Annotated in this window: 14 protein-coding genes and 2 rRNA genes; 13 read left to right on the top strand and 3 right to left on the bottom strand. The window is 61.3% G+C overall.

Annotation, left to right across the window (positions count from 1 at the left end):
* The first annotated feature begins 81 nt into the window (after positions 1-81).
* The 6 genes from dibA to I5S59_RS22170 all read left to right on the top strand — a co-directional run bounded on the left by dibA (position 82) and on the right by I5S59_RS22170 (position 6,257).
* Positions 82-1,977, top strand: coding sequence for a phosphodiesterase DibA (dibA, locus tag I5S59_RS22145; protein WP_197878487.1), 1,896 nt, complete (start codon positions 82-84; stop codon positions 1,975-1,977).
* Positions 1,978-2,208: 231 nt separating this feature from the next.
* On the top strand, positions 2,209-2,391 hold the full coding sequence (oscA, locus tag I5S59_RS22150) for a sulfur starvation response protein OscA (protein WP_128322958.1): 183 nt from the start codon (positions 2,209-2,211) through the stop codon (positions 2,389-2,391).
* A gap of 72 nt (positions 2,392-2,463) precedes the next feature.
* A complete protein-coding gene (locus I5S59_RS22155; protein ID WP_197878488.1) occupies positions 2,464-3,471 on the top strand; it encodes a sulfate ABC transporter substrate-binding protein in 1,008 nt (335 codons plus the stop codon).
* A gap of 87 nt (positions 3,472-3,558) precedes the next feature.
* Positions 3,559-4,377, top strand: a complete 819-nt coding sequence (gene cysT, locus I5S59_RS22160) for a sulfate ABC transporter permease subunit CysT (RefSeq protein ID WP_128322960.1) — start codon at positions 3,559-3,561, stop codon at positions 4,375-4,377.
* A 14-nt stretch (positions 4,378-4,391) separates the two neighbouring features.
* Positions 4,392-5,264 (top strand): sulfate ABC transporter permease subunit CysW, encoded by an 873-nt coding sequence (gene cysW / locus I5S59_RS22165; RefSeq protein ID WP_128322961.1) that lies wholly within the window; start codon positions 4,392-4,394, stop codon positions 5,262-5,264.
* A gap of 3 nt (positions 5,265-5,267) precedes the next feature.
* Positions 5,268-6,257 (top strand): sulfate/molybdate ABC transporter ATP-binding protein, encoded by a 990-nt coding sequence (locus tag I5S59_RS22170; RefSeq protein WP_128322962.1) that lies wholly within the window; start codon positions 5,268-5,270, stop codon positions 6,255-6,257.
* 46 nt (positions 6,258-6,303) lie between these two features.
* Here I5S59_RS22170 and I5S59_RS22175 read toward each other — a convergent pair whose 3' ends face one another.
* Entirely contained in the window at positions 6,304-7,254 is a 951-nt protein-coding gene (locus I5S59_RS22175; protein WP_197878489.1) for a LysR family transcriptional regulator, read from the bottom strand.
* A gap of 143 nt (positions 7,255-7,397) precedes the next feature.
* Here I5S59_RS22175 and I5S59_RS22180 point away from each other — a divergent pair, with 143 nt between their 5' ends.
* From I5S59_RS22180 to I5S59_RS22210, 7 genes are all read left to right on the top strand, one after another.
* Positions 7,398-9,740 (top strand): TonB-dependent receptor, encoded by a 2,343-nt coding sequence (locus tag I5S59_RS22180; RefSeq protein ID WP_197878490.1) that lies wholly within the window; start codon positions 7,398-7,400, stop codon positions 9,738-9,740.
* A gap of 58 nt (positions 9,741-9,798) precedes the next feature.
* On the top strand, positions 9,799-10,554 hold the full coding sequence (locus tag I5S59_RS22185) for an energy transducer TonB (protein ID WP_197878491.1): 756 nt from the start codon (positions 9,799-9,801) through the stop codon (positions 10,552-10,554).
* A gap of 27 nt (positions 10,555-10,581) precedes the next feature.
* A complete protein-coding gene (locus tag I5S59_RS22190; RefSeq protein WP_197878492.1) occupies positions 10,582-11,304 on the top strand; it encodes a MotA/TolQ/ExbB proton channel family protein in 723 nt (240 codons plus the stop codon).
* A 1-nt stretch (position 11,305) separates the two neighbouring features.
* Positions 11,306-11,707 carry an ExbD/TolR family protein gene (locus I5S59_RS22195; RefSeq protein ID WP_197878493.1) on the top strand — a complete coding sequence of 134 codons (402 nt, stop codon included), beginning with the start codon at positions 11,306-11,308 and terminating at the stop codon, positions 11,705-11,707.
* 200 nt (positions 11,708-11,907) lie between these two features.
* On the top strand, positions 11,908-12,411 hold the full coding sequence (locus I5S59_RS22200; RefSeq protein ID WP_197878494.1) for a sigma-70 family RNA polymerase sigma factor: 504 nt from the start codon (positions 11,908-11,910) through the stop codon (positions 12,409-12,411).
* Positions 12,412-12,422: 11 nt separating this feature from the next.
* Positions 12,423-13,385, top strand: a complete 963-nt coding sequence (locus I5S59_RS22205; RefSeq protein ID WP_197878495.1) for a FecR domain-containing protein — start codon at positions 12,423-12,425, stop codon at positions 13,383-13,385.
* A gap of 93 nt (positions 13,386-13,478) precedes the next feature.
* The gene (locus I5S59_RS22210; RefSeq protein WP_232239910.1) at positions 13,479-15,995 is read left to right on the top strand and encodes a TonB-dependent siderophore receptor; all 2,517 of its coding nucleotides are present in this window, start codon (positions 13,479-13,481) and stop codon (positions 15,993-15,995) included.
* Between the two features lie 132 nt (positions 15,996-16,127).
* On the opposite strand, the gene rrf (I5S59_RS22215) is transcribed toward I5S59_RS22210, so the two are convergent.
* Together rrf (I5S59_RS22215) and rrf (I5S59_RS22220) are read right to left on the bottom strand one after the other, a co-directional pair.
* Positions 16,128-16,243 (bottom strand): 5S ribosomal RNA (gene rrf / locus I5S59_RS22215).
* 110 nt (positions 16,244-16,353) lie between these two features.
* Positions 16,354-16,453 (bottom strand): 5S ribosomal RNA (gene rrf, locus I5S59_RS22220); the annotation flags it as partial.

Raw genomic sequence — 16,453 nt, forward strand, 5'->3', positions numbered from 1 at the left:
AGTCGGCCTTTTAGATAGGAGGTCACGGGATGTTTCTACCCTATAATCCCCCAATATTTTTTGTGGGCTTGTCAGGACCTTATGTCTGATCCTTTTCGAGACGCCTTGCGCATGGCTGCGCTTTATCTGGTGTTGTCTGTTCTCTGGCTGGCACTTTCTGATCAATTATTGAGCAGTCTTTTCGATAATCCTCAGCAACTCGCCCGCTGGCAACTGATCAGTGCCTATGCCTGGGTGCTGTGCAGCGCCCTGCTGATTTTCTCCTCCCGTGCGCGCCTGCTGAATTTCATTGGCGTCGGTGCCCGCCTGCGGCGCGAAGACCGTGAGCGCCTGCGCATGGCGGCAGCGGTGTTCGACAGCACCCTTGAGGGCGTGCTGGTGACCGACAGCGAAGGCTTGATCGTGCATGTGAACCGCGCGTTCATGCGCATCACCGGGTATGACAAGGATGAGGTCATCGGCCAGCGGCCGAGCAAGTTCAAGTCCGGCCGTCACGATGCCGCGTTTTATCAGGAGATCTTCGCCACCCTGGCGCAAAAGGGCGAGTGGAGCGGTGAGATCTGGAACCGGCGCAAGAGCGGCGAGGTGTACCCGCAATGGCAGACGATCTGCTCGATCCATGATGACTGCGGCAAGCTCAGCCACTATGTGGCGGTGTTCAGCGATATCAGCGCGATCAAGCACACCGAGCGTGAGCTGATCTACCTGGCCCACCATGACCCGCTGACGGACTTGCCTAACCGTTTGCTGTTCAACGACCGCGCCGAGCAGGCACTGGCGACGGCCCAGAGCAACAAGCGCGGCTGTGCGCTGTTGTTGCTGGACCTGGATCATTTCCAGAGCATCAACGACGGCCTCGGCCACAATGTCGGTGACCAGTTGCTCAAGGTCGTCGGCGAGCGCCTCAAGGCCCTGCTGGGCAACGGCGTGACCCTGGCCCGCCTGGGCGGCGACGAGTTTGCGGTACTGACTGAGCAATGCCCACAAGTCGGCCCGGCCGCGGCACTGGCGCAAAGCATCATCGACGCGATGAAAGAGCCGTTCATCCTTGAGAACCAGCGCCTGTTCGTCAGCGTCAGTATCGGTATCAGCCTGTTTCCCAGCGACGCCTTGAGCGCTGAACAACTGCTGCGTAACGCCGACTCGGCGCTGTTCAAGGCCAAGGCCAGCGGTCGTGCCGGTTACGCCTTGTACACCGAAGAGCTGACAGCCCATGCCCAGCAGCGGGTCGAAACCACAGCCGAACTGCGCCGGGCGCTGGAGCAGGAAGAGTTGCGGGTTTACTTCCAGCCGGTGCATGACCTGCGCAACGGCGCGATGATTGGCGTCGAAGCCCTGGTGCGTTGGCAACACCCGGAGCGCGGCCTGGTGCCGCCGGGTGAGTTCATTCCGATTGCCGAGCGCTCCGGACTGATTGCCGAGATCGATAACTGGGTGCTGCGCCAGTCCTGCTTACAGATGGTGCAGTGGCAAGCCGAGGGGCGAAAGCTGCTGTATGTGGCGGTGAACATTTCCAGTCGCCTGTTCAGCCAGCGCGACCTGTACCAGCAGGTGGCCAAGGTGCTGCATGACACCGGCCTGGATCCGGCATTGCTGGAGCTGGAAGTGACGGAAAGTGCGGTGATGGACAACCCCGAAGTCGCACTCGAACAGCTGCACCGCCTGCGGGAACTCGGGCTGCGCCTGGCCATCGATGACTTTGGTACCGGCTACTCGTCACTGCTGCGCCTCAAGCGTTTGCCGGTACAGAAGCTGAAGATCGACCAAGGGTTCGTCGCCGGCCTGCCGAACGACGAGGACGATGTGGCGATTGTCCGGGTGATCATCGCCCTGGGTAAGAGCATGGGCATGCAAGTGCTGGCCGAAGGCATCGAGCAGGCTGAACAGGCGCGGTTTCTGCTCGAATACGAGTGTGAGCTGGGACAGGGTTATTGGTTCGGGCGGCCGGTTCCGGCGCAGCAATTACGCTGGGAATAAAGGACGCCATCGCCGGCAAGCCGCCTCCTGCAAGCATTGTGTCTGCAGGAGCCGGGCTGCCGGCGATGAGGCCGTAGAGCGCTTCAGTACCTAAAACTTTTTTGGTTATATAAAAATTCTTAAATAGTATTTTTAAGAATATTCAACCCCCCCTAAGATTGCCCTCAAGCCAGGTGCAGTCGCCCTCAACTTCGCAACTGCACGGCGTCCCTTATTCTCAGGAGCACGAGCATGAGCGCATCTCTGCGTAGCGTTGACGGTCAGGACGAAACCACCATTCTGCGCGAAATCCAGAGCGCCTTGCGCGACCTGCGTTTTGGTGCCGTGGAAATCACCGTGCACAACGCTCAGGTCGTCCAGATCGAACGCAAGGAAAAGTTCCGTCTGCAAAACCCCGGCAACAAGCCCAGCTGACTGTTGGAGCGGGCCTGCCCCGCGATGAACGCGCCATCTAATTAGAAAAATACGCCAATCGGGAGCTTCACCATGTCCATCCGCCGTTATGCCCTGGCCGCACTTGCCAGCGCCGTTTTTGCCGGTTCCGCCATCGCCAAGGACTACGAGTTGTTGAACGTGTCCTATGATCCGACCCGTGAGCTGTATCAGCAGTACAACGCCGAGTTCATCAAGCACTGGCAACAGGCCAACCCGAGCGACAAGGTGAAGATCCAGCAATCCCACGGTGGCTCGGGCAAACAGGCCCGGGCAGTCATCGACGGCCTGCGCGCCGACGTGGTTACCCTGGCGCTGGCCGGTGACATCGACGAAGTGGCCAAGCTCGGCAAAACCCTGCCGGACAACTGGCAGACCCGCTTGCCGGATGCCAGCACCCCGTACACCTCGACCATCGTATTCCTGGTGCGCAAGGGCAACCCCAAAGGCATCAAGGACTGGGGCGACCTGGTCAAGAACGACGTTTCGGTGATCACCCCGAACCCGAAAACCTCCGGTGGTGCCCGCTGGAACTTCCTCGCCGCCTGGGCCTACGGCCTGAAAGCCGGTGGCAGCGAAGCCAAAGCCCAGGAATACGTGAAGGAGCTGTTCAAGCACGTACCAGTACTGGACACCGGCGCCCGTGGCTCGACCATCACCTTCGTCAACAACGGTCAGGGTGACGTGTTGCTGGCCTGGGAAAACGAAGCCTTCCTGGCACTCAAGGAAGACGGTGGTGCCGACAAGTTCGATATCGTCGTGCCGTCGCTGTCGATCCTCGCCGAGCCACCTGTAGCGGTGGTCGACAAGAACGCCGAGAAAAAGGGCAACGAAGCGATCGCCAAGGCCTACCTGGAGTACCTGTACAGCCCGGCCGGGCAGAAGATTGCCGCTGAGAACTTCTACCGCCCACGTGACGCCAAAGTCGCCGCCGAATACGCCAAGCAGTTCCCGAAACTGGACCTGGTGACTATCGACAAAGACTTCGGCGGCTGGAAGACTGCCCAACCCAAGTTCTTCAACGATGGTGGTGTGTTCGACCAGATCTACACGGCTCAGTAATACATGGCCGCAAGGATAATCGCCGTTCAGTAGCCAGCATGGGCCCGGGACTCGTCCCGGGCTTCGTGCGTTCAACCAGGGACCTATATGTCACGTCGTATCTCCCCCGTCATACCCGGCTTCGGGCTGACGCTGGGCTACACCTTGGTGTACCTCAGTCTGATTGTACTGATCCCGCTGGGGGCCATGTTCGTTCATGCCGCCCAGCTCACCTGGGAACAGTTCTGGGCCATCGTCAGTGCGCCGCGCGTTCTCGCCGCACTCAAGCTGAGCTTTGGTACTGCCCTGTGCGCCGCCATCATCAATGGCATCATCGGCACGTTGCTGGCCTGGGTACTGGTGCGCTACACCTTCCCCGGACGCAAGATCATCGAGGCGATGATCGACCTGCCTTTCGCCCTGCCCACCGCCGTGGCCGGTATCGCCCTCACGGCGCTGTACGCACCGGCAGGCCTGGTAGGCCAGTTCGCCACCGACCTTGGCTTCAAGATCGCCTACACCCCGCTGGGCATCACCCTGGCGCTGACCTTCGTAACCCTACCGTTCGTGGTGCGTACGGTACAGCCGGTATTGGCCGACATCCCGCGGGAAGTTGAAGAAGCCGCTGCCTGCCTCGGCGCCAAACCCCTGCAAGTGTTCCGCTATGTGTTGCTGCCAGCGCTGCTGCCCGCCTGGCTGACCGGTTTTGCACTGGCGTTCGCCCGCGGTGTCGGTGAGTACGGCTCGGTGATTTTCATCGCCGGCAACATGCCGATGAAAACCGAAATCCTGCCCCTGCTGATCATGGTCAAACTCGACCAGTACGACTACACCGGCGCCACCGCCATCGGCGTCTTGATGCTGGTGGTTTCCTTCATCCTGTTGCTGCTGATCAACCTGCTGCAGCGGCGCATCGAAACCCCTTGAAGGAGGCCACGTCCATGTCTGCATCCACCCTTGGCGCGGCCGCTTCGGCCAACGCCGCCCGCCGTGGCAGTGCTACTTCACGGCGAATCCTGATCGGCCTCGGCTGGTTGATCTTCGCCCTGTTCCTGTTGCTGCCGCTGGTGATCGTGGTGTCTCAGGGCCTGAAAATGGGCCTGGGCACCTTCTTTGAGGCGATCTTCGAGCCGGACGCCTTGTCAGCCCTGAAGCTGACGCTGATTGCCGTGGCCATTTCGGTGCCGCTGAACCTGGTGTTCGGTGTCAGCGCGGCCTGGTGCGTCAGCAAATACACCTTCCGTGGCAAGAGCATCCTGGTCACCCTGATCGACCTGCCGTTCTCGGTCTCGCCGGTAATTGCCGGTCTGGTCTATGTGCTGATGTTCGGTGCCCAGGGCCTGTTCGGGCCATGGCTGCAGGACCACGACATCCAGATCGTGTTTGCCTTGCCGGGCATTGTCCTGGCAACCATCTTCGTCACCGTGCCGTTCGTGGCACGTGAGCTGATCCCGCTGATGCAGGAACAGGGCACGCAGGAAGAAGAAGCCGCACGCCTGCTCGGCGCCAACGGCTGGCAGATGTTCTGGCATGTCACCCTGCCCAACATCAAATGGGGCCTGATCTATGGCGTGGTGCTGTGTACCGCACGGGCCATGGGCGAGTTCGGCGCGGTGTCGGTGGTCTCCGGGCACATTCGCGGGGTGACCAACACCTTGCCGCTGCATGTCGAGATCCTCTACAACGAATACAACCATGTCGCGGCTTTCAGCGTGGCCAGCCTGTTGCTGATCCTGGCGCTCTTCATCCTGCTGCTCAAGCAGTGGAGCGAGTCCCGCATTAACCGCCTGCGCCATAGCGCAGCGGAGGAATAATTCATGTCGATCGAAGTTCGTAACGTCAGCAAGCGCTTCAACGCTTTCCAGGCCCTGGACAGCATCAACCTGGATATCCACAGTGGTGAGCTGGTGGCATTGCTCGGCCCGTCCGGCTGCGGCAAGACCACCCTGCTGCGCATCATCGCCGGGCTGGAAACGCCCGACCAGGGCAATATCGTGTTCCACGGTGAGGACGTTTCCGGCCACGACGTCCGTGACCGCAACGTCGGTTTCGTGTTCCAGCACTACGCCCTGTTCCGTCACATGAGCGTGTTCGACAACGTTGCCTTCGGCTTGCGCATGAAGCCCAAGGGCGAGCGCCCGAGCGAGAGCAAGATTGCCGAGAAGGTCCACGAGTTGCTGAACATGGTCCAGCTGGACTGGCTCAGCGACCGTTACCCCGAGCAGCTGTCTGGTGGCCAGCGCCAGCGTATCGCCCTGGCCCGTGCCCTGGCGGTAGAGCCCAAGGTCCTGCTGCTGGACGAACCCTTCGGGGCACTGGATGCCAAGGTGCGCAAGGAGCTGCGCCGCTGGCTGGCGCGCCTGCATGAAGACATCAACCTGACCTCGGTGTTTGTGACCCACGACCAGGAGGAGGCCATGGAGGTCGCCGACCGTATCGTGGTGATGAACAAGGGCGTGATCGAGCAGATCGGCTCGCCGGGCGAAGTGTACGAGAACCCGGCCAGCGACTTTGTCTATCACTTCCTCGGCGACTCCAACCGCCTGCACCTGAGCGAAGGTCATCACGTGCTGTTCCGGCCGCACGAAGTGTCGCTGTCACGCCATGAGATCGAAGGGCACCACGCCGCCGAGGTGCGCGACATCCGCCCACTGGGTGCGACGACCCGGGTAACGCTGAAGGTAGAAGGGCAAAGCGAGCTGATCGAAGCCGAAGTGGTCAAGGATCACGACAGCCTGAGCGGGCTGGCCCGTGGCGAGACCTTGTTCTTCAAGCCCAAGGTCTGGCAGAAAGTCGCCAATATCTGATTGCTGTTGTAGCCCATCGCCGGCTTGCCGGCGATGGCGCCTGCCCTCAAATCGCCAGGTGTTCCAGGCTTCGCGCATCCAGGCTCTGGTCGGCCTGATCAGTACTCACAATCTGCTCGATCATCGCCTCGGCCAGGGGTGACAGGCGCACCCGTGCCCGGCTGACAATACCGTACCGGGTGTACAGCTCCTCGCAGTCCTCTCCAAGCCCATCGACAGTCAACCGCACCAGTGCCCCTGCTGCGGTGTGCAGCGCATCGCTGTTGGCGGTACAGATACCGATGGCGTCCGAGTTGAGCACCACACCCAACAGGCTGTAGCTGTTCTCGCACTCAACGTTGGCGACAAACTCCGGCTGGCCACTCAGGTCACCCAGCACCTTGCGCAAATTGGGCGGCCGCAACGTCGCCGCAAGCGGGTACTGCAACAGCGCCTGCGCACTGACACTGGGCTGCGCCGCCAGCGGATGCCCGGCACGGCAGCAGAAATACCAGCGCCGTGGCCGCAGACGTCGCGTGTGGTAATCGGGGTCCGCTTCGAACTCGCGGGTGTCGGCGACAAAGAACTCGAACTCCTCGGCCAGCAACCGCTTGTTCAGGCTTTGCCAGTGATCCACCTGGAACTGTACACGCGCATTCGGGTAGCGGCCGATGAAGCCACCTATCGCGCGCGGCACCAGCCCCGCCGCCGGCGCCGGCCCACAGCCAAAGCGCAGCTCACCGGCCTCCAGGCCATTGAACTGACGAATCTCGTTGCTCAACAGGCGCGCGCCACTGACCAGCCGCCGCGCATGTTCAAGCACCACCAGGCCCTGCTTGGTCGGCGGCAATTCCTTCTGCGAGCGATCCACCAGCAAGCACCCGGCACTGTGCTCCAGGGCCTGGATGCTGCGGCTGAACGCCGACTGCGAAAGGTTCACCGCGCTGGCCGCGGCAACGAAGCTGCGGTGTTCGGCAAGCGCAATCAGGTGGCGGAGCTGGCGTAAGTCGATATGCATTTTTCACATAAAAAGTATCGGGCAAATGCATTTGCCTTGCCTCTGTTGCACTCCTTATAAAGGCAATCACTTATTCAGTAAATGCATGTCGAATCATAAATAAATAACTTTCAGGAATATAGATTCCTGGCTAGGAGCCGCCCATGAGGCCGATCGATCGCCCCGCCCCCCTTTCTTCTCGACGGCTCCAGCGTCTGCCCATGGCTTTGTTGCTGGCAGGCAGTGCACATTGGCTACCGGTTCAGGCAGCCGAGCCGGTAAAACCGGCGGTACAGGCAAGCGACAGTCAACTCAAGACGGTTACCGTGACGGCACGCCGGCGTGAGGAAAGCGCCCAGAGCGTGCCGACGCCGATCAGCGTGCTGGATGGCCAGGCCCTGGAAAGCCAGCGGGTGTACCGGATTCAAGACCTGCAGCAACTGGTACCGAGCGTCAACGTCGCCTACATGCATGCGCGCCAGTCCAGCGTGTCGATTCGTGGCCTGGGCAACAACCCGGCCAGCGATGGCCTGGAAGGCAGCGTCGGCCTCTACCTGGATAACGTCTACCTCGGCCGCCCGGGCATGGCGGTATTCGACCTGATGGACATCGAGCAGCTGGAAGTGCTGCGCGGTCCGCAAGGTACCTTGTTCGGCAAGAACACCACGGCCGGGGTGATCAACATCAGCACCCGGGCACCGAGCTTCACCCCCGAGCGCAGCATCGAAACCTCGGTGGGCGAAGACGGCTATTTCCAGACCAAGGGCACCGTTTCCGGGCCGTTGAGCGAGACTCTGGCCGGGCGCTTTTCGGCCTATCGCACCCGCAATGACGGCGATATCAAGAACGAGTTCGACGGCCACACCCTCAATGGCGGTTCGCGTCAGGGCTTTCGCGGGCAATTGCTGTACAAGCCCAGCGAGCAGTTCAACCTGCGCTGGATCGGTGACTACAACGAAGAGGACTCCAGCGCTGGCACCCGCCTGCTGTACAGCACCGGCCCGACCATCAATGGCGTCAATCGCTACGAAGCCCGTGCCGCCGCTGCCGGTGCGACGTTGATCGATGGCAGCAAGCGCAAGGTCAATCTGGACAGTGATCAACAGGTCACGGTGTTCCAGGGCGGCACCTCGCTGGAAGCCAACTGGACCCTGGACAACGACTTCACCCTGACCTCGGTCAGCTCCTACCGCTGGTGGGACTTCACCCCGCGCAACGACGAAGGCCTGAACGTGCCCGCGGCGTACAACTCCGGGGTATCGGTACGCGATAAACAGTACTCCCAGGAATTTCGCCTGGCCTCGCCTACCGGCGGTTTCTTCGACTACGTCGTCGGCGCCTATTACTTTGGCTCCGACCTGGATAACGAATCCTTTGTTTACTACGGCCCGCAGGCAGATATCTGGAACGGCACCCCGGCCGGCGCCCTGGCCAATGTCACCACCCTGGGCAAGGGCCACATCAAGACCGACAGCTTCGCCCTGTTCGGCCAGGGCACCTGGCACCTGACCGAGCGCCTGGACTTTACCGCCGGCATACGCGGCACATACGAGGAGAAAAGTGCCTGGGTGGATCGTGCGGCACCTGCTGGCGGCGCTGCTGTCGCCGGGGCAGCCGCCGTGGCCCGGCAGGGGCGTGTCGGTGCCTATGACTCGGGGGACCTCAACCAGTACAGCGCCAGCCCCTCGGGTTTGCTCAACCTGAGCTACCGCTTCACCGATGACCTGCTGGGTTACGCGACCTTATCCCACGGCGAGAAATCCGGCGGGGTCAACCTCGCGGTGGCGACAGCCCCCGTGGCAGGCGCCGACTCGCTACTGGTCGGTACCGAGCGCGCCAACAACGCCGAGCTGGGCCTGAAGAGCACCCTGTGGGACCGCCGTTTGCAGCTCAATGCCAACCTGTTCTGGACCGAGGTGCATGGCTACCAGACCAACGCCTACGACGAAGCCAACCGCGTGCAGTACCTGACCAACGCAGGCTCGGTGCGCTCACGCGGGGTTGAAGTGGAAAGCACCCTGGTACCGGTGCGCGGCCTGACCTTGAACCTCAACGGCTCCTACAACGATGTGCGTTACCTCTCCTACAAAGACGCCCCGTGCGCACCGGAAGTGGCCCTGCAACCAGGTGCCCCGGCGGCCTGTGATCTGACGGGTCATCAAGTGGTTGGCGCCTCGAAGTGGATCGGCAACGCCAATGGCCAGTACCAATGGGACCTGGACAACGGCCTGCAGCCTTACGTCACCGCCAGCTATGCATTCCGCTCCAAGGCCGTGGGCACCGTCGAGGACTCCGACTTTGCGCAGATCCCCAGCTACGCCGTAGTCAACCTGTCCACCGGCTTGCGCGGCGATCTGGGCCAGGGGCAGTGGGATGTTTCGCTGTGGCTGAAAAACGCCTTCGACAAAACCTATTACACCACCCTCTGGAGCGCTGCCAACGGTGGCTATGAAGGCCTGGCAGGTACGCCAAGAACCCTGGGTGTGACCGGCCGGTATGACTTCTGACAGCGATGCGCAGTGCACGCCTCGAACACATTTGCAGCGAAACCCCAGGAGCTGATCTATGGGTAATGTCCACAACACCGCCACTGCGCTCGACGTACGCTGGCGCCAGACACCCGGTGGCGAGCTGATCGACCTCGGTCGGCCCCATCGCGAGCCACTGGCACAACAACGCTTGCAACGCTCCCCGAAAAGCGTGTTGGGCCGCCGGGAAAAAACCTTGCTGGTGTTCTTCGCCCTGACCCTGCACGGCGCCGTGGCCTATTGGCTAAGCCAGGCGCCAACACCGGTGTTGCCGGTGGTACCGCCGGAAATACCGCCGATGACGATCGAGTTTTCGCAACCGGCGCCACCGGTGGTCGAGCCGCCGCCCCCACCCCCACCTCCGGTGGCAGTTGAGCCGCCACCGCCGGTCGTCGATGAGTTGGCGGCAAAGCCTGCACCCAAGCCCGTGCCCAAGCCCGAACCCAAGCCAGTGCCCAAACCGGCCCCTAAAGCCGTCGAGCAACCTCCGGCACCACCCGCCCCGGCCCCGGTGACGCCGGCTTCAGCCAGCGCCGGGTACCTGAAGAACCCGGCGCCAGAGTATCCGGCGCTGGCGCATCGGCGGGGCTGGGAAGGCACGGTTTTATTACGGGTACATGTGTTGGCCAGCGGTAAACCCGGCGAAATCCAGCTGCAGAAAAGCAGTGGCCGCCAGCAACTCGATGACGCGGCGCTGGCAGCAGTCAAGCGCTGGAGTTTCGTCCCGGCCAAGCAGGGCGATGTGGCCCAGGACGGCTGGGTCAGCGTACCGATTGAATTCAAGATCCATTAATTCGCGCCAACAGAGAGAGTACTGATCATGACGTTATTGGCATCCCCCCTCGAATCCATCGAAAGCGCGGTGATCTGGCTGCTGGTGGGCTTCTCGGTCATCACCTGGGGCCTGGCCCTGGTAAAAGGCGTGCAGTTCGTGCGCTTGAAGAATCAGGACAAGCGTTTCCACCAGCAGTTCTGGGCGGCCTCCAGCCTGGACGCCGCCGCCGCGTTGAGTGAACACGAGCCGGGCGCAGCCGCGCGGGTCGCTCAGGCCGGTTCTGCCGCCATCGCAGTTGGCGAATCGGGCCAGGCCAACGACCTGAGCCAGGCGATCAACCACCAGGACCGCCTGGAGCGTGCGTTGCGCCAGCAAATCGTGCGCGAACGCCGCTCGCTGGAAACCGGCCTGGCAGTGCTCGCGAGTATCGGCAGCACCTCGCCCTTCATCGGCCTGTTCGGCACGGTCTGGGGCATCATGGAGGCCTTGAAGGGCATCAGCGCCGCAGGTTCTGCCAGCCTGGAAACCGTCGCCGGGCCAATCGGTGCAGCACTGGTCGCGACCGGTGTGGGCATTGCCGTCGCCGTGCCGGCCGTGCTGGTTTACAACTACTTCCTGCGTCGCCTGAAGCTGGCCGCCGCTGACCTCGATGACTTCGCCCATGACTTCTACAGCCTGGCGCAGAAGAGTGCCTTCCGCGTACTGGTTCACCCGGCCGCCTACAAGCCGGCTGGCAACACTGCGCAAAAAGTGAAGGAGGCTTCCTGATATGGCCTTCTCAACCCAGGACAGCGATGAAGTGCTCAGCGAGATCAACGTCACGCCACTGGTCGACGTGATGCTGGTGTTGTTGGTGGTGTTTATTGTCACCGCGCCACTGTTGACCAACGCGATCCCGATCAACCTGCCGAAAACCGAAGCTGTTGCACCGGTGGAACAAAAAGACCCGTTGGTGGTGAGCATCGATGGCGGTGGCAAGCTGTTTATCAACAAGGATGAAATTCAGCCGAACCTGCTGGAATCCAGCCTGCAGACCGCCAAGGCCAAAGACCCGGAGCTGCGCGTACAGCTGCAAGCCGATGATGGCGTGAATTATGGGGAAGTGGCGCGTGCCATGGCCTCGATCGAACGCGCAGGCATCACCAAGTTGTCGGTGATTACCGCCCGCTGAGCAATACCCTCAGGCAAGTCTTCAGGGGCCATTCCTCGGCAGGGGGTGGTCCCTTTTTTTATCCGGCAATGCAGCGCCGACAGCACCCACCTGAGCGAACAATCCAGAATGCCTGCTGGCAGAACAACAGTTGCAAAATATTCCCGGCGCACCAACAATGAGACTAATTATCATTTATAACCTTTTCTGCAGCGCTCCTCATGCCCTCTCCCGAGTCCGTGCATTCGCTCTACAGTCACCACCACAGCTGGCTGAACGCCTGGCTGCGCAGCAAGCTGGGTAACGCCGCCGACGCCGCAGACCTGGCCCAGGACACGTTCCTGCGCCTGCTGCAGCGGCGCGAGCAGTATGAGCTGAACACCCCTCGGGCGTTCCTGCGCACCATTGCCCGAGGCCTGGTCATCGACCACTGGCGGCGAGAAGAGCTTCACCGGGCCTACCTCGAAGCCCTGGCTCACCTGCCGGAGACCGAGGTGCCTTCAGTGGAGACTCGCGAGCTGCTGATGGAACTGCTCGAACGCATTGCACGGATGCTCGACGGCCTCAAACCGAAAGTACGACGGGCGTTCCTGCTGGCCCAGTGCGAAGGACTGACCCACAGGGACATCGCCGAGCAGATGGGCATTTCCCTGCGCTCGGTCGAACGCTATGTCGCAGAAGCGCTCTATCACTGCTACCTGCTGCGTTACGAGTCGCAGGAGTAGCCGCAGTGGCCATGCTGAATCCAGGCCCGCGGGTGGTGAAACAGGCCATTCACTGGCTGCTCAAGCTGCGTGAGAGTGGCAATAGCCCGCTGTTGCAGCACCAATGCGAGCAATGGCGTGCGGCTCACCAGGAACATGAGCTGGCCTGGCAACGGGTGCAATCGCTGCACCAGGAGCTGAACCTGCGTGCTGTGCCCGGTGCAGGCGTGGCACTACAGACCCTGGAGAGCAGTACACAACGATTGCAGCGCCGGCAGGCGTTGAAGCTGCTCGGCGGCGTTGTGATGCTCGGGTCAGCTGCCTGGTTGGGCAAGGACGTCGACGCACTGAGCAACTGGACCTCGGACTACGCCAGCGCAACCGGCGAGCGCCGCCACTTTGACCTGCCCGACGGCTCAGTGCTGCAGCTCAATACCGACAGTGCCGCCGACCTGGCCTTTGATGCCAGGCAGCGGCTTATCCGCCTCAAGCGCGGCGAGATGATGCTGACCTGCGCAAATGAAACCGCCAGTGCTGTCGGCCGGCCGCTGCTGGTGCAAACCCGTCACGCGCTGCTGGAGGGCTTTGACGGCCGCTTCGTGGTGCGCCAGGACGACAACTGCACGCAGATCAGCGTCAGCCAGGGCAACGTCGCCCTTCACGCACCTGGCGCCTTGCAGTGGGTCACCGCCGGTCAGTCGCTGCGTGTGGATGCGCAGGGGCTCAGCCTGCTTCAGCAACCGGACATGGACGCTGGCGCCTGGACCGACGGTCTGATCGTCACCCGTGATATGCGTCTGCGCGATTTCCTTGCTGAAGTGGGGCGCTACCGGCATGGCTTTGTCAGTTGCAGCGATGAGATCGCCGATTTGCGCCTGTCCGGGGTGTTTCGCCTGGAGGATACCGACCAGCTGCTGCAGCTGTTGCCACAGACCCTGCCCGTCAACGTCAGCTATCGCACACGCTGGTGGGTTCGCCTGGAACGACAGGCCTGACGTGTCTGATGTTTCTGGCGGGTTTTTCTCTCGAGTCCGGCTAGGACAGTAAGCGACACCTCCAGCCCTTACTGACTCAACGGATGCTTTCCAATGCGTAATGCTTTGCCCTTGCTGCGGCACAATAAGCTGAATGATTTTCAACCGGCCCTAGATAATCAACATCGCAGCGTGCTGGGCAAGGCCATTCGTGCCGCCCTGCTCGGTACTGCACTGGGTGTTGGCGTGCTGCCAGCCCTGGCACTGGCCGAACAGCCCGGCAGTGTCAGCCAGCAGTACAACATCCCGGCCGGCTCGCTCAACGAGGTGCTCAACCAGTTTGCGCGTCAGGCCGGCATTACCTTGTCGAGCACCCCGCAACTGACCGAGGACTTGCGTTCTCCGGGCCTCAACGGCAACTACAGTACCGACCAGGCCTTGCGCCAGTTGCTCAACGACACGGGTCTGGAGGCTGACAGCCAGAACGGTGGCAACTACGTTCTGCGTCATCAGCCACAGGACGCCGCACTCGCCTTGCCGAGTACTGAAGTGCGCGAGTTTGCATTGGGCAACGCACTGGGCAGCATGGAAGGCTACAACGCCACGCACAGCCAGGTAGCCACCAAGACCAGTGCCCCGATTCTGGAAACCTCGCAGTCGGTGTCGGTGGTCACCCGTCAGCAGATGGATGATCAGGGTGCGCAGACCGTAGCCCAGAGCATGCGCTATACCCCGGGAGTGCTGACCAACCCCTATGGCGCAACACACCGCTATGACTACGTGGCCATGCGCGGCTTCAACGATGGCTCTGTGGATAACATCTACCTGGACGGCCTCAAGTCCATGGGCGATAGCGGCACCTACAGCACCATGCAGGTCGACCCGTACTTTCTCGAGCGGGTCGATATTCTCAAGGGGCCGTCTTCGGTGCTCTATGGTCGCAGTTCACCCGGGGGCCTGGTCGCCTTGACCAGCAAGAAGCCCCTGTATGAGGCCTACCACCAGGTTCAGGCCACGGTCGGTACCCAAGGCCAACGTGGCATGGGCTTCGACTTCAGCGGCCCTCTGGACGACGATCAGCGCATCGCCTATCGAATGGTCGGCCTCGCTGACCAGTCCGACACGCAGTTCAATCACAATGAAGAGAAGCGTTTTGCCCTGGCGCCGACGCTCAGCATCAATTTCAGCGAAGACACGTCGCTGACCCTGCAAGCCTATCTGCAACACGATCCGGATGGCGGCTATCACGGTGGCGTGCCGGCTGACGGTGCACTGCATCAACGCAACGGCCAGCGCATCTCCGATCACTTCTTCGAAGGCGAGCCGGGCGTCGACCGCTATGAACGCGACCAACAGTCATTCGGCTACCAGTTCGAGCACCGCTTCAACGACGTATTCACCGCTCGACAGAACTTCCGCTACCTGGATTCGACGGTGAAGATGGACCAGGTGTACGCCTGGGGATGGACGACACCGACCAGCAACGAGTTGAACCGTTACTACACAGGCGGCGACGAAAAGCTGCACGCCTACATCATCGACAACATGCTGCAAGCCGAGTACTTCATTGGCAGCGCCAAACACACTACGCTGCTGGGGCTGGACTACCAGCGCCGCAAGACTGTGGTCGACTGGAACAGTGGCTCACTGGCGCCGATCAATGCCTTTGACCCGCAATACGGCAACGACGCCATTACTTACTACAACCCCACCAGCTACCTGCGCCGTCTGCAGCAAACCGGCGTGTACCTGCAGGACCTGATTGAGCTGGACCAGTGGCGCTTCTCCCTGGGACTTCGCCAGGACTGGGTGAAAACCTCGGAAGAGAACCGCATCGAAGAGGCCAGCCGCCCGCTGGGTACCCGGATCAGCGACGATCGCACCAAGCTGACCGGGCGCGCCGGTGTGCTGTATCTGTTCGAGAACGGCATTGCGCCGTATATCAGCTATTCCGAGTCGTTCAACCCCAACTCCTATGCCGATCAGAACGGCAACCCGCTGGCACCGACGGAGGGCACCCAGTGGGAGGCAGGTATCAAGTACCAGCCACCGGGTAGCGACAACCTGTTCACCGCTTCGGTGTTCCGAATCGAGCAGGAGAACCTCGCCTCCAAGCTGCCCCAGGAAGAGTTCTACCGGCCAGTTGGCCAGGTGCGTTCGCAGGGCCTGGAGCTCGAAGCCCATGTGCAGGTCACCGATAACCTGAAAGTGCTCGGCAGCTACACCTTTACCGACATCGAGTATTCCAAGTCGATGCCCAGCACCCTGTACGGCAGCAACCTGAACAACAAGGGCAACTCACCAACCCAGGCACCGCGCAACATGGCGTCGCTATGGGCCGACTACAACTTCCGCCAGGGGGCCCTCGACGGCCTGCGCCTGGGTGGCGGTGTGCGGTATGTGGGCTACAGCTGGGTAGATGCAGAAAATACCATGAAGGTGCCCTCCTATACCCTGTTCGATGCCTCGCTCGGCTATGACCTGGGCAAAGTGGGCCTGCAGGGTGTGGATGTACGCCTCAATGCCAACAACCTGACCAACGAAAGCTATATCGCCTCCTGTGCCAGCCTGAGTTATTGCTACATGGGTGAAGAGCGCAATGTCAGTGCAACAGTCAGCTATCAGTTCTGACCCTTACGGCTAAAACGACAAAGCCAGCGCCTGGAGTCAGGTGCTGGCTTTTTTGTGTCTGCCTGGTCCTTGGTGGCCAGCCAGAAAGACAAAACCCCTGTCTGCAAGGCAGACAGGGGTTTTGGAATTGAATCTTGACGATGACCTACTCTCACATGGGGAAACCCCACACTACCATCGGCGATGCATCGTTTCACTGCTGAGTTCGGGATGGGATCAGGTGGTTCCAATGCTCTATGGTCGTCAAGAAATTCTGTGTGCCGGTCCGTCGTGTTCGACGTGCCAGCGAATTCTTGATGCTTCTACCTTAAAGACAAAACCCCTACCTGCATACGCAGATAGGGGTTTCGGAATTTAATCTTGACGATGACCTACTCTCACATGGGGAAACCCCACACTACCATCGGCGATGCATCGTTTCACTGCTGAGTTCGGGATGGGATCAGGTGGTTCCAATG

Origin of the sequence: Pseudomonas alkylphenolica, from assembly GCF_016009175.1 — a bacterium.
Lineage (GTDB): Bacteria > Pseudomonadota > Gammaproteobacteria > Pseudomonadales > Pseudomonadaceae > Aquipseudomonas > Aquipseudomonas alkylphenolica_B.

Coding starts and splice junctions, on each gene's coding strand:
- dibA (WP_197878487.1), top strand. CDS start 82: ATGTCTGATCCTTTTCGAGACGCCTTGCGCATGGCTGCGCTTTATCTG.
- oscA (WP_128322958.1), top strand. CDS start 2,209: ATGAGCGCATCTCTGCGTAGCGTTGACGGTCAGGACGAAACCACCATT.
- I5S59_RS22155 (WP_197878488.1), top strand. CDS start 2,464: ATGTCCATCCGCCGTTATGCCCTGGCCGCACTTGCCAGCGCCGTTTTT.
- cysT (WP_128322960.1), top strand. CDS start 3,559: ATGTCACGTCGTATCTCCCCCGTCATACCCGGCTTCGGGCTGACGCTG.
- cysW (WP_128322961.1), top strand. CDS start 4,392: ATGTCTGCATCCACCCTTGGCGCGGCCGCTTCGGCCAACGCCGCCCGC.
- I5S59_RS22170 (WP_128322962.1), top strand. CDS start 5,268: ATGTCGATCGAAGTTCGTAACGTCAGCAAGCGCTTCAACGCTTTCCAG.
- I5S59_RS22175 (WP_197878489.1), bottom strand. CDS start 7,254: ATGCATATCGACTTACGCCAGCTCCGCCACCTGATTGCGCTTGCCGAA.
- I5S59_RS22180 (WP_197878490.1), top strand. CDS start 7,398: ATGAGGCCGATCGATCGCCCCGCCCCCCTTTCTTCTCGACGGCTCCAG.
- I5S59_RS22185 (WP_197878491.1), top strand. CDS start 9,799: ATGGGTAATGTCCACAACACCGCCACTGCGCTCGACGTACGCTGGCGC.
- I5S59_RS22190 (WP_197878492.1), top strand. CDS start 10,582: ATGACGTTATTGGCATCCCCCCTCGAATCCATCGAAAGCGCGGTGATC.
- I5S59_RS22195 (WP_197878493.1), top strand. CDS start 11,306: ATGGCCTTCTCAACCCAGGACAGCGATGAAGTGCTCAGCGAGATCAAC.
- I5S59_RS22200 (WP_197878494.1), top strand. CDS start 11,908: ATGCCCTCTCCCGAGTCCGTGCATTCGCTCTACAGTCACCACCACAGC.
- I5S59_RS22205 (WP_197878495.1), top strand. CDS start 12,423: ATGCTGAATCCAGGCCCGCGGGTGGTGAAACAGGCCATTCACTGGCTG.
- I5S59_RS22210 (WP_232239910.1), top strand. CDS start 13,479: ATGCGTAATGCTTTGCCCTTGCTGCGGCACAATAAGCTGAATGATTTT.